Origin of the sequence: Bifidobacterium colobi, assembly GCF_018555455.1 — a bacterium.
Lineage (GTDB): Bacteria > Actinomycetota > Actinomycetes > Actinomycetales > Bifidobacteriaceae > Bifidobacterium > Bifidobacterium colobi.
In genome coordinates this window covers 71,529-86,334 of the sequence record NZ_JAFEJU010000008.1, presented here as the reverse complement: position 1 = coordinate 86,334, position 14,806 = coordinate 71,529, and the positions used below count along the sequence as shown (strand labels likewise).

The following is a 14,806-nucleotide window of genomic DNA, read 5'->3' as shown; positions in this document are numbered from 1 at the left end:
AACAGAAGACTTGCGGCGGTCACAGCCCAGGGGAGACGCCCGGACCCATTCCGAACCCGGAAGCTAAGGCCTGGCACGGCGATGGTACTGCACCCGACAGGGTGTGGGAGAGTAGCACGCCGCCGCAACCACACTTAACGAAAGCCCGATACCATGGATGGTACCGGGCTTCTTCGCATATCCGACACCCGGAACCCCCGACACCAAACCCCAACCAGCAACAACCATGTGATTATTGCAGACAGTACTGCAGACAGCATCGCCTACAGGAATCCATGCGGCTCATTGACTAGAGGCCAATTCGTTGCGAATCCGCCACAGGAACCTTCAGTCCAGTTTGAAGTCGCTGTCGAACGTCATAGCGAACACTGGGGTTTCTGAAGTGCTCAGCTTTCACAGCGCAGCACAGCACAACGCAGCGCAGCGCTGCGCTGAGAGGAAAGAACATGGACTTGGAATAATAACAGCGCGGGGCACATGACCAGTTGATGTACCCCGCGCCGAACTGTATTAGAACCGTATCAGAAATCGAAGTTGTCCGGGTCGGCACCGTTGCGGTGACCGGTGTTGAGGGCAGTGACTGCGGCCATATCGTCAGCAGTGAGGTTGAAGTCGAACACGTCGAAGTTCTGCTTGATACGCTCGGCGTGCGTGGATTTCGGCAGTACGATGATGCCACGCTGGATATGCCAGCGAATCACCACCTGAGCTGCGGACTTGCCGTACTTCGCGCCAATCTCAGCCAGCACCGGCTCGGCCAGCAGGTTGCCGCCAGTGCCGCCCAGCGGACTCCATGCCTCGGTATGAATGCCCTTGCCGGCCAGGAAATCAATCAGCTCCTGATTGGTGAACTGCGGGGAGGATTCAATCTGATCCACGGCAGGAACCACATCACTGTTCTTCAGCAGCTCCTCAATATGGTGCTGCTGGAAGTTGCTTACACCAATCGCCTTCGCGCGGCCGGACGCATAAATCGTCTGCAAATCCTCCCAAGCCTGCTGCCAGCCGTCCGCCGGCCAATGAATCAGATACAAATCCACATAATCCAGACCCAAGCGATCCAAGCTTTCCTGGAATGCATCCAAGCCGCGGTGTGCGCGAATATCATCATTCCAAAGCTTGGTGGTCACGAAGAAATCCTCGCGCGGCAGGCTGGCGCGGCGAATGCCTTCGCCCACGGAAGCCTCGTTGCGGTAGATCATCGCCGTATCAATGTGGCGGTAGCCGTTCTCCAGTGCCGTCTGCACAGCGTTGATGGTGGTTTGGCCATCAGGAGTCTGGAATACGCCCAAACCAACCTGAGGAATCACCGTGCCATTGTTGAGGGTAATCGTCGATTGAATCGCCATAATGCCTCGCTTAACTTAATGTCAGTACGTTCCTGAGCTATTCTACGAAGCAGAACAGCTGAACACAGCAATATCAGCAGATAGCTAATGAGATGGTCACGATGCATCGTTGTGTGATTGCCGTTGTGACTATCCCTCAGTCCGCTTTCCGCGGACAGCTCCCCTAACGAGGGGAGTCGAGAAGTGCCATGCGCTGGCGTGGGGTGAAAGGAGCGAATTTATGCGGTATGCGGCGGCATTCGATTCAGGAACCACGGCGTTAAAAGGCGTGCTGGTAGCTGAAGATGGGCGGATTGTGGCCAGCGCGAGCAGTGATCTCACGCTGATCATCCAAGGTGATTTCCGTGAGCAGGATCCCAAAGAATGGTGGCAGGCGTTCTGTGAAGTATCCCGGTCACTGGTGGCCCAAGCACGGGAGAACCAGCCTGGATTCACTGCCGAACAGGTTGCCGGCATCATCTTCAGTGGGCAGATGCAGGACGTCATCGCATTGGATGCCGAACTCCAGCCGGTATACAACGCGATTCTGTATTCGGATGGTCGCGCGAATGACGAAGCCGAGCAGCTCGGCAATGCGTACCGGGGTGGCGCAGCACGATTTCTCGAAACCGTGGGCAATCGTTTGGAAGGCTGTCTACCATTGCCGAAGCTCATGTGGCTGCGCGATCATGAGCCTGACCTGTTCGCACGCGTACGTCATGTACTGATCAGTTCCAAGGATTATCTCATCGCGCAGTTGACCGGTATGTGCATTGGCGATGTAGCAGCCTGCTCCACAGCAGGTGCCATGACCATTCGCGAAGGGCAATGGGATACGGAACTGTGCGAGGCCGCGGGCATCGATAGCGCAGTGCTGCCTGAGCTGCACAAGCCGCAGGATCACATCGGCACTGTGACTGCAGCGGCTGCGGCGCTTACTGGATTTGCCACCGGCACTGTGGTGTATGCCGGCATTGGCGACGCTGGCGCGACCACATTCGCCAGCGGTGTCGCCAAGCCCGGCCAATACAACATCAATATCGGCACCTCAGGATGGATTGCCACCGTATCGCCAGAACCGTTCGTCAACAAGCCCGGTGCAGCGAATCTGAAGTTTGGTGTGGCATCGGGATTCGTAAACGCGGTGCCGTTCCTCAATGCCGGTGATGTACACAAATGGGTGACCGGCGTATTCGCCGGCGGCGATTATGCCGAAGCCCACGAGTTGATTGCCGCGTCGGCGCCCGGCGCCAATGGCGTACTCTGCCTGCCGTACTTGGTGGGGGAGCGGTTCCCGGTGATGAACGCGACTATTCGCGGCGCATACGTTGGCATCACGCCGGACACCACGCAAGCGGATATGGCTCGAGCAGCGCTGGAGGGCGTGGCGTTCTCGATTCGACAAGGCATGGAAAGCTTCGATGCTGCGCCGTTCTCCATATCCTTGATCGGTGGTGGCGCTCGCGAAAGTGCATGGTGCCAGATTCTCGCTGACGTGCTGGCCCATCCCATCGATGTATATGCCAACGCCGATATTCTGCCGGCAGTAGCGCTCGCTTCGCTGGCGTTTGATCAGCCCAACCTTGCTGCGACCATCGCCGAAACCACAACCTACGTGCCAGACCCAGCAGCCGTGCGCATATATAACGAGCGTTACCCGCGTTTTCGCAAGCTGTATCCAGCGGTTGCTTCGTTAAATGACCAAGTTCAGTGAAGTCCGTCAAGCCTGTAGCGTATTCGTGCGCGAAGGGCAATGAGTATACCGTATACTGCATAAAAAGAGTGGTTGTTCAATGGTGAACTTTCCACAAAGGTTTGACTGAACGGGGATACCAATGGTTAAGGATATTGAACTGTACAGAGCCGAAGATGGTTCGGTTCAGCTAGAAGTCAGTGTGCATGGTGACACGGTGTGGCTGACGCAGGCTCAGATGGCGGAATTATTCGGTACAAAAAGTCAGGCGATGACCAGACACATTAAGAATATTCTGGCTGACGGTGAACTTGATGATTCAACTTGTTCCAAAATGGAACAAGTTCATATCGAGGGCTCCCGTCGTATTCGACGTACTGTAAAAGTGTATAGCTTGGATATGGTTATCTCAGTCGGATATCGTGTTAATTCCAAACGAGCTACCAGTTTTCGCCGCTGGGCTACGAATGTGCTGAGACAATACCTTATTGACGGTTATGCAGCCAATGAACAGCGACTGCAACAGTTGGAGAAAGTCGTTACCGTACTTGCACGCAGTAATGAAAAGACCATCCATTTGCCGATGGCAATAAGCGTATGGCGGCTGCGATGTTCGTGAGTTTCCTAGAAGGTAATGCCGATGCTTTTGCTCAAATTGGTAAGCCGATTATTACCAATAATGATCTTGCCGCCATCACGCTATTAATCGCTGTGAGCGACCCTAGCGAAAAGGATGTGATGATTGATTTAGTCGAGCGTATGCTGTCGCAGCAGAACAATAGGAGGAACATCTGAATAAAGGTGCGGATATCGCTGTATAAGGCAAATGCTGACTGACGAAACTGCGTAATATCTCACGATACGGGTGAAAGTGAACGTTTCCGGGCACTTCGTGGCTTTACATTGCTACGATGAGGCGTTATGAGCGAGAACATCATGCGAATCATCGACCTTCGTGGTCAACAACTGTCCCGTGCCGAACTGCTGGCCGCGATGCCGCGCGCCGCAATGGGCACTTCCGAAGCCACCGATCTGGTGCGTCCGATTCTTGAGGACGTGAAGGAACGCGGTGCCGCAGCCCTGCGCGACTTCGAGGAAAAGTTCGATCACGTGCGCCCCGAACACCTGCGCGTGCCGGCTGAGGCAATCAAGGATGCGCTCACCACGCTCGACCCTGAAGTTCGCGCCGCCATCGAGGAATCCGTGCGTCGTGCTCGTGCCGTGGCCAAGAACCAGGTACCGAAGGACTTCCACACGGATCTGGCCCCTGGCGCTCGAGTTGCCGAACGTTGGATTCCGATTCAGCGCGTCGGCTTGTACGTGCCCGGCGGCAAGGCCGTTTACCCGTCTTCCGTGATCATGAACGCCGTGCCGGCACAGGCGGCAGGCGTCGAATCCCTGGCCATCGCCACCCCGCCTGCCCGCGATAACGCGGAAGGCCTGCCGAACAAGACCATCCTCGCCACCTGCGCCATCCTCGGCGTCGACGAAGTGTACGCGGTCGGCGGCGCACAGGCCATCGCCATGTTCGCCTACGGTGCCAAGGGCTCCGAGCCGCAGGACGGCGACGTGCTGTGCGATCCGGTCGACAAGATCACCGGCCCGGGCAACATCTTCGTGGCCACCGCCAAGTCCCTGGTCTCCGCGTTCGTGGGCATCGATGCCGTGGCAGGTCCCACCGAAATCGGCATCATCGCCGATAAGGACGCCAACCCGAGCCTGCTCGCCGCCGATCTGATTGGTCAGGCCGAACATGACGAGCTCGCCGGCTCCGTGCTCTTCACCGATTCCCCTGAGCTGGCTGACGCAGTGCAGGAGAACCTCAACTACCGTGTGCCGAAGACCGAGCACGCCGAGCGCGTGCACACGTCCCTGTCCGGCACCCAGTCCGCCATCGTGCTGACCGATGGTCTCGACCAGTCCATCGACGCCGCCAACGCCTACGCCGCCGAACACTTGGAGATTCAGACCAAGGATGCGGATGCCGTGGTCAAGCGCATCAAGAACGCCGGTGCCATCTTCCGTGGCCCGTACTCCCCGGTGCCGCTGGGCGATTATATGTCCGGCTCCAACCATGTGCTGCCCACCGGTGGCACCGCCCGCTTCGCCGCAGGCCTCGGCGTGCACACCTTCATGAAGCCCGTCGAAGTTATCGAATACGACGAGGAAGGCCTGAAGGCTCTGGCCGCACGCATCAACGCGTTCGCCGTATCCGAAGACCTGCCGGCACACGGTGAGTGCGTGCTCTCCCGCTTCGTGGAAGATCCGTACAACAAGGCAACCCTGCGTGAACAGGAAAAGGAAGCTGGTCTGCTGTGAGCACTATCCCATCGAACCTGCCGCTGCGCAACGATCTGATTGGCGAGGAACCGTACGGTGCTCCACAGCTTGACGTACCGGTCTGCCTGAACGTCAACGAAAACCCGTACGCTCCGGACCCGGCCGTGTGCGACACCATCGCCAAGCGTGTACGTGAAATCGCTCCCACGCTCAACCGTTACCCGGATCGTGAGCACATCGAACTGCGTAAGGCGTTCAGCGACTATCTGGCCCGCGAATCCGGCACCCGACTGGACGTGGACGAGCTTTGGGGCGCGAACGGCTCCAACGAGATCATGCTCCAGCTGTTCCAGGCCTTCGGCGGCCCCGGCCGCACGGCTCTGGGCGCCGACCCCACGTACTCCATGTACCCGGAATACGCGCGCGACACGTTCACTGGCTGGAAGCTCGCCCACCGTAACCCGGACTTCACGCTGAACGTGGAGAAGGTCATCGAAGCGATCAACGAGGTCAAGCCCTCAATGGTGCTCCTGACCAGCCCGAACAATCCGACCGGTACTCCGCTGCCAATGGAAGACATCGAACGCATCCTCGCCGCATGCGAAACCGCCGAAGTGGCGGGTGCGGGAGAAGGCGTGCATCCGATTCTCGTCATCGACGAAGCCTACGTGGAGTTCCGCAAGCCCGGCACCCCGAGCGCAGTCAGCCTCATCAAGGATCACCCGAACCTTGCAGTCAGCCGCACCATGAGCAAGGCATTCGCCTTCGCCGGTGCGCGCGTCGGCTATCTGGCCGCAAACAAGGGCATCATCGACTGTGTGCGCATCGTGCGCATGCCGTACCACCTGTCCGCCGTGACCCAGGCCGCCGCACTGGCCGCTTTCGAACACACCGATGAACAGCTGAGCCGTGTGGAACACTTGCGCGAAACCCGCGAAGCCACTGCCGCATGGTTGAAGCAGCAGACCTACAAGGGCCAGCCGCTCGAAGTAGCCGAATCCGGCTCCAACTTCCTGCTCTTCGGCGGTCACTTCGATAAGCGCGACGCCATCTTCGACGAACTCTTGAAGCGCGGAGTCCTTATCCGCGTGGTCGGCCCGGACGGATGGCTGCGCGTGTGCATGGGCACCGACGAGGAAATGGAAACATTCCGCAATGCCCTCGCCGAAGTGCTGCGCATAGTAGAAGCAGCCTAAGTCAACAATCGTTTCGGTAGGACGGCAGGGCACCGGTACAATCCGGACCCTGCCGCATCCATTCCATTCGCACCATAATCAGGAGACATGATGGCAAGAACCGCACACATTGTTCGCGAAACCAGCGAATCGCACATCGACCTCGAGCTGAACCTCGACGGTACCGGTCAGACCGACATCGACACTTCAGTGCCGTTCTACAATCACATGATGAACGCGCTCGGCAAGCATTCGCTGATCGATCTGAAGATTCACGCTCACGGCGACACCGATATCGACGTGCACCACACTGTGGAAGACACCGCCATCGTGTTCGGCGAAGCATTGAAGCAGGCGTTGGGAGACAAGCGAGGCATCCGCCGCTTCGCCGACGCCACCGTGCCGCTGGACGAAGCCTTGGCCAAGGCTGTGGTCGATATTTCCGGTCGCCCATACTGCGTGTGCTCCGGTGAGCCCGCGGGCTTCGAATACTGCATGATGGGCGGTCACTTCACCGGTTCGCTCGTGCGTCACGTGATGGAATCCATCGCGCTGCACGCCGGCATCTGCCTGCATATGCAGGTGCTCGCTGGTCGTGACCCGCACCACATCGCAGAAGCAGAATTCAAGGCACTGGCCCGCGCGCTGCGCTTCGCCATCGAGCCCGATCCGCGCATCGAAGGTCTGATTCCAAGCACCAAGGGAGCCCTGTGATGGCCGACGATACCGACGATAAGGATTTGAATCAGAATTCAGATTCAGGGGCGGAAAACGAGTCGCATTTCTCGGATGAGGAACTGGAAGCGTCACTCGCCGGATTTGAAAAGGAATTCGCTGACGAGGATGCTGGCAAGGCTGATGCCGCTGACACTTCGGCCGATGCATCAGCGACTGCTGATTCTGCGGCTAACTCAGCTGCTTCAGCTGTTGATGCCTCGGATGATGTGGCCAGTGTAGCCGACGCCGTCAATGAGGCGATGGCTGATGTGGTTGACCCCTCAGTCGGCTTCGATAATGAGCTCGCCGGCTTGCTCGGTAACAAAGCGAAGATCGCGCTGATTGTCACCCGCATCGCCGCCGCCGACCTGCTGGCCGCATTCTGCCAGTTGTCCGACATTTCCGCCGAATGCATCGGATCCAATCAAGGTGCCATTGCGGTGCTGAAGAATCTTGATGGCGATGGTCCGGAAGCTGCCGCCAAGGATCTGACCACCGTGGTATCCGGTATGGCTGTGGTACTGGCAGTGAATCGTGCCGACAAGCTCGAAGCGACCATGTATATGCAGGGCGAAGCCGGCCAGACCTTTGCGCCACCGGTGCTGTTCAATTCCACCCCACGATTCGTGGAGGATCTGATGCTCGGCATCGTGACGCTGGTACAGCTCAAGAGTCAAGGATTCGAAGTCGTGAACTCGGCGGAACTTGACCATGATAAGGCCTTGGCAATCATTGCCAAGCACACCAAGCAAGGGCGTGCAGGTCGCGGTTCACGCATCGAATAATCAACGGCAACTTATACGGAAATCACCAAGCAGGGGAGAGACTTATGACCAAGGCAGTCGTATTCGACTACGGTTTCGGCAACGTTCGCTCCATGGTGCGCGCGTTGGCGAACCTCGGCGTAGACACCACGCTCACATCCGATTATCGTCAGGCACTTGAGGCGGACGGTCTTGTAGTGCCGGGCGTGGGCGCGTTTGCCGCATGCATGGAAGGTTTGAAGCAAGTGGATGGCGACCGCGTGATTTACGATCGCATCCGTGCCGGCCGACCGGTGCTCGGCGTATGCGTCGGCGAGCAGATCATGTTCGAACACGGCACCGAACATGGCGAGCAGGCCGAGGGTGTCGGTCTGATTGGCGGCTCTGTGGATCCGCTGGATGCCGATGTGGTACCGCACATGGGCTGGGACACTGTCGAAGCTGCGGAAGGATCCGTGCTGCTCAAGGGCGTGGAACACGAGCGCTTCTACTTCGTGCACTCGTATGCGGCCATGGGCGTGAGTCCAGCCGACACCTCACGATTCTCCATCGACCTGAGCGGCGAGCCTGAGCGTGTGAGCTGGTGCCAGTACGACAGGTCTCGATTCGTTGCCGCCTATGAACGTGGTCCACTGTTTGCCACCCAGTTCCACCCGGAGAAGTCCGGTGATGCCGGCGCCCAGTTGCTGAAGAACTGGATTGCCACGCTGTAAGCATCTGGTTGCAACAACCTGCTGCTAGGTATTTAAGAAAGGTGTATTGAAAATGTCATTGACTCTGCTTCCCGCCGTTGATGTGCGCGATGGCAAGGCCGTGCGTCTGCGCCAAGGCGAATCCGGTTCCGAGACGGATTACGGTTCCCCGTTCGAGGCGGCTCGCACATGGGTCGAGGCCGGTGCCGAATGGATTCACCTAGTTGATTTGGATGCCGCCTTTGGAACCGGTAACAATCGGGATCAGCTGCGTCAGATCGTGCACGAGCTCGGCGACAAGGTGAACATCGAGCTCTCCGGTGGCGTGCGTGATGATGACTCCTTGGAGGCGGCTCTTGAAGCTGGTGCCGCCCGTGTGAACATCGGTACCGCGGCTCTGGAGAACCCGGATTGGACCGCTTCGGTTATCAAAAAGTATGGTGACCGCGTGGCCGTTGGCCTTGATGTGCGCGGCCATACGTTGGCTGCGCGCGGCTGGACCCGTGAAGGCGGCGACCTGTTCGAAACCATGAAGTTCCTGGACTCCGTGGGTTGTTCCCGCTATGTGGTGACCGATGTGGCCAAGGACGGCATGATGTCCGGCCCGAACATCGAACTGCTGCGCGAAGTTGCCGAGCGCACCGATGCCAAGGTGACTGCATCCGGTGGCATCTCCAAGTTGGATGATTTGCGTGCCATCAAGACGCTGGCCGACTTGGGCGTGGACGCCGCAATCCTTGGCAAGTCCCTCTACGCGCGAGCCTTCACCCTCCAGGAAGCGCTGGAAGTCGCGAAGTAAGGTTTCGCCGCGTCTGAATTCCCGGAATTCGTCGACTTTACGTCCGGATTCCCCGGAAATCGTTGTCTCCTGAAGCTGGTTGAAGCCACGGGCGCGGTAATTTCTCGAAATAATCGTTGATTTCGAGAAATTGCCGCGCTGAGTGAGTGTCAGTGCGGCAAAATCTCGAAATGATTCCTAATCCCGAGAATTTACCGCACTGAGCAGGCGTCAGCGCGGCAAATTCTCGAAATGGCCATTTTCCTCGAGATTTTGCCGCGCGGAGAATGATGCATCAGGACCGAGTGATGTGTCAGGGGCTGAGCGGTGCGTCAGGGTTTGATGAGCGGTGCGTCAGGGTCTGAGTGTCACGCTGAGAGTGGTGCATCGGGGTTAGCGTGGTGCGTCAAGGCCCGAGCGATGCATCAGGGTCCGAGCGATGCGCTGAAATGCCCAGCCGCTATTAAGCACACGGCAGATTGCCGGATTTGATGAGCTTCTTGAACACGGCGTAATCCTCATCGTTCTGCTCGGCGTAGCTGACGGCGAACGAGGCGATGGCTTGATCGAATTCGTCGGTGCCGCCCATGTAATTGGCAATGGCGATGGAATCGCCGGTGCGAGCGTGCGCGTGAGCCAGGGACCATGCGCACATGCGCGATAGGTCACTCAGCCCGGAAGCGGTGAGGTTGTCGATATCAATCGAGCCCTTGCCGTTCCAGAGCTGGCGCACGTAATAATCGCGTTTGCGACCATCCTCGGCCATGAAGCTGGACCAACCCAGCAGCACGTCGGCGGTGCTCTGAATCAGTTTTTGTCCCTGCACCACGCGCTCGCCGTGCGTGGCATACCGGGAAGCGCCGCAGTAATGCTCAAGCACGGAATAGGTGGCTTCCTTCATTTGCAGCATCATCGGGTCATCGATGTCGCGGGCAATCCATACGGATGTCCATGCGCGCTGGCCAACCGAGCCGACACCGACCACCTTGCGGGCGGAATCCTGGTAGCGCAGGTGGTCGAACACCATGCGGCGATCGTCATACAGGGAATGTCGGTAGCTTTCCAACAGCGTATCGAGGCGAGCTTGCAGCGCTTCGGGATCGGCGTAATCAGTGAGCTCGTTGATCGGCACCAATTCCGGGGGATTGGACTTGAACCGCAGCTTGCCTCCCTCATACCGGCACAGTTTGGCGGCTGCAGCGTCATTATCCTTCAACAGTGCCTTCATTGCAGCCTCGCGCAATACCGGGCTGCGCTTGGAACCACTGGTCTCAAAACGATCCAGCGTCTCTTCAACGTCCAGATGCTCATACCAGGCATCCAGATAATCCATTTCGGAGAACCATTTCATGCGCTCGCGGTACGTGCGCACACATTGCAGCACCGCGGCACGGCGATCTTTGGTCTTGAGCTTATTGGCGCGACCGCAAATCTCCACGGACACCGCCAGTCGCTTCAAATCCCATTCCCACGGGCCGATGGCGGTCTCGTCGAAATCGTTGATATCGAACACCAGGCGGGCGGAGGGGGAGCGGAAGATACCGAAGTTGCCGATATGTGCGTCTCCCACGCACTGTACCGGAATGCCCGTCACTGGCGTGGATGCCAAATCATTGGTCATGATGAGCACAGTGCCACGGTAGAACGTGAACGGGCTTACGCTCATACGCTTATAACGCAGCGGAATCAGTTCCGGTACACGAATCGCGGACTGTTCCTCCAACAAGCTGATGGCTTCGCGGCGGCCTTCGCGTACCTGCCAAATGGCATGGGATGCCAGCGGCGCTGCACTGCGTGCCTTGATTCCGGCTCGAGAACGATCCCGAGGATTGACTGCCTGCTTCCAGCTGGTTACATCAACGGGCGGATTAGCGGATGGGGTCAGGTGATCTTCGCTCATGGTTATCTACTGTAGCGCCGAACCGTTTGACGCCACGGCGGGAGCTTGCATAGCGGCGGAACATAGTCAGCAGAACACGGGCATGCCGGTATCCCGTAACACGTGGCACAGCAGCATCCCGTAACGCGTGGCACAGCAGATTGCACAGCAGATTGCACAGCAGGTCACATTACGTTTCATACCACGTTGCCCATCATCGTCATCAACGTGGCAATGGGATGTTAACGCGACTCGTAACACGGCTATGGAACACTTGGCGATTATGGATAAACAGCAGGAGTTTGCACTGCGCACAGTCGAGGAACGCGACGTGCGCTTTATTCGTCTCTGGTTTACGGATGTGTTGGGAACCTTGAAATCCGTGGCCATCGCTCCGGCCGAACTGGAAGCCGCATTCGAGGAGGGTCTCGGCTTCGACGGTTCCGCCATTGAGGGCATGACCCGAGTTTCCGAAGACGATATGATCGTTCACCCCGACCCCTCCACCTTCCAGATCCTGCCGTGGCGTGGCGGCCCGCAAGGCACCGCGCGCATGTTCTGCGACATTCTGACTCCGGATGGTGAGCCATCCCTCGGTGACCCGCGCCATGTGTTGAAGCGCGCGCTCGCCAAGGCCAAAGACAAGGGCTTCACGTTCTACGTGCACCCGGAGATCGAATTCTATCTGTTCGAAAGCCAGGACGATTGGTCCAAGGCACCCACGCCGATTGATGAAGGCGGCTACTTCGACCATGTGCCGCGCAGCCCAGGCATGGACTTCCGCCGCGCCACCGTGAACATGCTTGAGCAGATGGGCATCTCGGTGGAATACTCGCATCACGAGGCTGGCCCCGGTCAGAACGAAATCGATCTGCGTTACGCCGATGCGTTGACCACGGCGGACAACATCATGACCTTCCGTACGGTGGTCAAGGAGATTTCCTTGGAGCGCGGCATTCATGCCAGCTTCATGCCGAAGCCTTTGGCCGACGCTCCGGGCTCCGGCATGCATACGCATTTGAGCCTGTTCGAAGGGGATTCCAATGCCTTCTACGAGGCTGGTCAGGAATTCAACATGTCGCTGACCGCCCGCCAGTTTGCCGCCGGCATCCTTTACCATGCCGCGGAAATCTGCGCTGTGACCGACCAGTACGTCAATTCGTACAAGCGACTGTGGGGCGGCAATGAGGCTCCGAGCTACATCTGCTGGGGGCACAACAATCGTTCCGCGTTGCTGCGCATCCCGCAGTACAAGCCGGGCAAGGGCAATTCCGCGCGCATGGAATTCCGTGCACTCGACCCGGTTGCCAACCCGTACCTGGCGTATTCGGTGCTGCTGGCCGCCGGCCTCGACGGCATCGACAAGCAGATGCAGCTGGGCGAGCCCACCAGTGATGATGTTTGGGAGCTCACCGACGGCGAGCGTCAGGCCATGGGCATTCAGCCGCTGCCGCGTTCGCTCGACGAAGCTCTGAAGATCATGGAGAAGTCTGACTTCGTGGCGGATGTGCTCGGCGAGCACGCGTTCGGCTACTTCCTGGACAATAAGCATCAGGAATGGGAGGAGTACAACCAGCAGGTGACTCCGTTCGAATTGAAGAAGTACCTGCCGAAGCTGTAACAAGGGTAAAGGCTTGCGCTTCCTCGCATAATCAATGACGGTCCCCAAGGGCAATCATCTTGGGGACCGTCATGGTATTAAGGCTGCTGTGCTGTACGCGCTGCTGTGACGACCATGCTGCTGTGACTATGCTGCTGAATCATCATTGGATCATTGCTGAATCATCAATGCAGCCTTGCATCATTGCTGAATCTTCAGCGTTGTGGTGTAGGTTTTCGCCCCGCTGGCATACGGGATGAACGTGACGCTGAGCGGTGCGGTTTCGCTACGCAGTTCCACTGCGAACTGCACGGTGGACTTCATTCCAGGGCGAATATTGAGGATCGTGCCTTGCTCCACATATCCTTCCGGGGCATTGTCAAAGTAATAGGCGTTGTCCAGCGTAACCCCCTGCTGTTTGATTTCAACAGTACCAAACGAGTTCAGCGCCTCACTTTTTGAGGATTCGTTGATCCAATCGACGGAGACGATGGCTGTCGCCGTACGCGCACCTTCGCCCGTATCTTCGTCGGGCCCACGTTTTGCGTCGACAAAACGCAACGACACCTTATCCCAGTTCGACTTGCCGATTTTCGTCATACCTTTGCGATCCTCTGCGGTCGCCTGAGGCAGTTTATCAAGGCTGCTTGTTTCCACTTGAGTCCACTTGCCGTTGCCTGACGGAGTAAAGGCAGACACCACCAGTGGTTTGTTGCTGTACAGTGCGTCGGGTCCACTTTGCACATAGATAGGCGCGCCTGTTTCCCTCAGCGAGTAGGCCAACGTAGTGGTGAATTGCTTGCCGGCGGCGACATCGGTTTGCGCGGATTCCTTATGGTATCCATTGGCTGCGGCATCTGAGGACAGGGTGACTTCTCGAAGCTGCAAACCATGTTGATACACTTCGGGGAAGGTGAGATTATCGAAGTTCTTGGTTGTGCCGCTGGTGTTCTTCCATGCGAACGACACGATGACGGTGGGACTTCCGGTGTAATCTTCGGGGCCGGATTGCGCGGATTCGATGGTGAGGTGTGCTTTGGCTTTTCCGGAGGAATCGTAGAGGTCGCCGGACTGCTCAACGGTTGCTTGCGCAGCGTCGTCGTTGCCGATACCACTGTAGTCCTTGCTTCCAGCGTGCGAGTCGGTGTTGTCTGAGGACTGCGTGGAATCAGTGGAGGTGCTCTGCGAAGTGCTGGAACTTGATGAATGCACGATGGATCCGAGCCAGTTATTGGCTGTATTGAGCAGAGGATCGGCCAGACCCCAGACCACGGCGCACACCACGATCACCCAGAAGAATGCGTTGCGCTTCTTACGTGGCTTGGAGGCATTCTGCTGTGCGATTACCGGGTTCGGGCGGCGGTCGGCACCATGCCCGGAGGTGCTGTATCCGTTGGTGCTGGCCTGGTAAGACTGCTTGTTGCCTCGCTTGTTCGACGACTGCTTGTACTGCGATGGTCGTGATGACCGCTGCGGTACCGGCTGCTGTGACCTTCCTGAGGATTGCGGAGCCCGCGCCGCAGTCGTCGTTCGCGATTGAGCCGCCCAATCCTTGGCTCGCCGTTCGGCAGCCTCGTGCATCTGATGTTTGGTCTCGACGATCTCGGACAGATATTCGGCGCGCCGTGCCGGATCCACATATGATGGCAAACCGTCGTCAAACGGGGAGACATAGTCGTCATCATGATTCAACAATCCCATAGCTTCCCCTTTGACGCGTACTGCCGTGCCCACCATTGTGCGGCTGGCACTTCACCACTCTGTGGTTTTCACCACTCCGTGGTCTTCACCATTCCGTGGTCTTCACCATTCCGTGGTCTTCACCATTCCGTGGTCTTCACCATTCCGTGGTTTTCACTATTCTACGGTCATCGGTTATGAAAACAAGGCACCGCCGGCA

The 14,806-nt window shown here is 58.0% G+C and carries 13 protein-coding genes and 1 rRNA gene; 11 read left to right on the top strand and 3 right to left on the bottom strand.

Going from position 1 to position 14,806, the window contains the following annotated elements; all coding sequences use genetic code 11:
* The first annotated feature begins 11 nt into the window (after positions 1-11).
* Positions 12-128: ribosomal RNA gene (gene rrf, locus JS530_RS09740) — 5S ribosomal RNA — on the top strand.
* A 393-nt stretch (positions 129-521) separates the two neighbouring features.
* Here rrf and JS530_RS09735 read toward each other — a convergent pair.
* A complete protein-coding gene (locus JS530_RS09735) occupies positions 522-1,349 on the bottom strand; it encodes an aldo/keto reductase (RefSeq protein ID WP_214376967.1) in 828 nt (275 codons plus the stop codon).
* Between the two features lie 220 nt (positions 1,350-1,569).
* Here JS530_RS09735 and JS530_RS09730 point away from each other — a divergent pair, with 220 nt between their 5' ends.
* The 9 genes from JS530_RS09730 (at position 1,570) to priA (ending at position 9,448) form a co-directional block, all read left to right on the top strand.
* Positions 1,570-3,042, top strand: a complete 1,473-nt coding sequence (locus JS530_RS09730) for a xylulokinase (protein ID WP_214376966.1) — start codon at positions 1,570-1,572, stop codon at positions 3,040-3,042.
* A 121-nt stretch (positions 3,043-3,163) separates the two neighbouring features.
* Entirely contained in the window at positions 3,164-3,640 is a 477-nt protein-coding gene (locus JS530_RS09725) for a virulence RhuM family protein (RefSeq protein ID WP_214376965.1), read from the top strand.
* On the top strand, positions 3,619-3,816 hold the full coding sequence (locus tag JS530_RS09720) for a hypothetical protein (RefSeq protein WP_214376964.1): 198 nt from the start codon (positions 3,619-3,621) through the stop codon (positions 3,814-3,816). Before JS530_RS09725 ends, JS530_RS09720 begins: the two co-directional genes overlap by 22 nt.
* Positions 3,817-3,942: 126 nt before the next feature.
* Complete coding sequence (gene hisD, locus JS530_RS09715; protein WP_214376963.1) at positions 3,943-5,340, top strand: histidinol dehydrogenase; 1,398 nt, start codon at positions 3,943-3,945, stop codon at positions 5,338-5,340.
* The gene (locus tag JS530_RS09710) at positions 5,337-6,497 is read left to right on the top strand and encodes a histidinol-phosphate transaminase (RefSeq protein WP_214376962.1); all 1,161 of its coding nucleotides are present in this window, start codon (positions 5,337-5,339) and stop codon (positions 6,495-6,497) included. Before hisD ends, JS530_RS09710 begins: the two co-directional genes overlap by 4 nt.
* A gap of 90 nt (positions 6,498-6,587) precedes the next feature.
* Positions 6,588-7,190, top strand: a complete 603-nt coding sequence (gene hisB, locus JS530_RS09705; protein WP_214376974.1) for an imidazoleglycerol-phosphate dehydratase HisB — start codon at positions 6,588-6,590, stop codon at positions 7,188-7,190.
* Positions 7,190-7,978, top strand: a complete 789-nt coding sequence (locus JS530_RS09700) for a hypothetical protein (RefSeq protein WP_214376961.1) — start codon at positions 7,190-7,192, stop codon at positions 7,976-7,978. The genes hisB and JS530_RS09700 overlap by 1 nt, the downstream gene beginning before the upstream one ends.
* A 44-nt stretch (positions 7,979-8,022) precedes the next feature.
* Positions 8,023-8,670: an imidazole glycerol phosphate synthase subunit HisH gene (gene hisH, locus JS530_RS09695; protein WP_214376960.1), complete on the top strand. Its 648-nt coding sequence runs from the start codon at positions 8,023-8,025 to the stop codon at positions 8,668-8,670.
* Between the two features lie 52 nt (positions 8,671-8,722).
* Entirely contained in the window at positions 8,723-9,448 is a 726-nt protein-coding gene (gene priA, locus JS530_RS09690) for a bifunctional 1-(5-phosphoribosyl)-5-((5-phosphoribosylamino)methylideneamino)imidazole-4-carboxamide isomerase/phosphoribosylanthranilate isomerase PriA (protein ID WP_214376959.1), read from the top strand.
* Between the two features lie 442 nt (positions 9,449-9,890).
* Here priA and JS530_RS09685 read toward each other — a convergent pair whose 3' ends face one another.
* Positions 9,891-11,327: a DUF2252 domain-containing protein gene (locus JS530_RS09685; RefSeq protein WP_214376958.1), complete on the bottom strand. Its 1,437-nt coding sequence runs from the start codon at positions 11,325-11,327 to the stop codon at positions 9,891-9,893.
* 262 nt (positions 11,328-11,589) lie between these two features.
* Here JS530_RS09685 and glnA point away from each other — a divergent pair, with 262 nt between their 5' ends.
* A complete protein-coding gene (glnA, locus tag JS530_RS09680) occupies positions 11,590-12,927 on the top strand; it encodes a type I glutamate--ammonia ligase (RefSeq protein ID WP_214376957.1) in 1,338 nt (445 codons plus the stop codon).
* Positions 12,928-13,107: 180 nt separating this feature from the next.
* Here the strand turns inward: glnA and JS530_RS09675 are convergent, their stop codons facing one another.
* Positions 13,108-14,607: a DUF5067 domain-containing protein gene (locus JS530_RS09675; protein WP_214376956.1), complete on the bottom strand. Its 1,500-nt coding sequence runs from the start codon at positions 14,605-14,607 to the stop codon at positions 13,108-13,110.
* Positions 14,608-14,806: the final 199 nt, after the last annotated feature.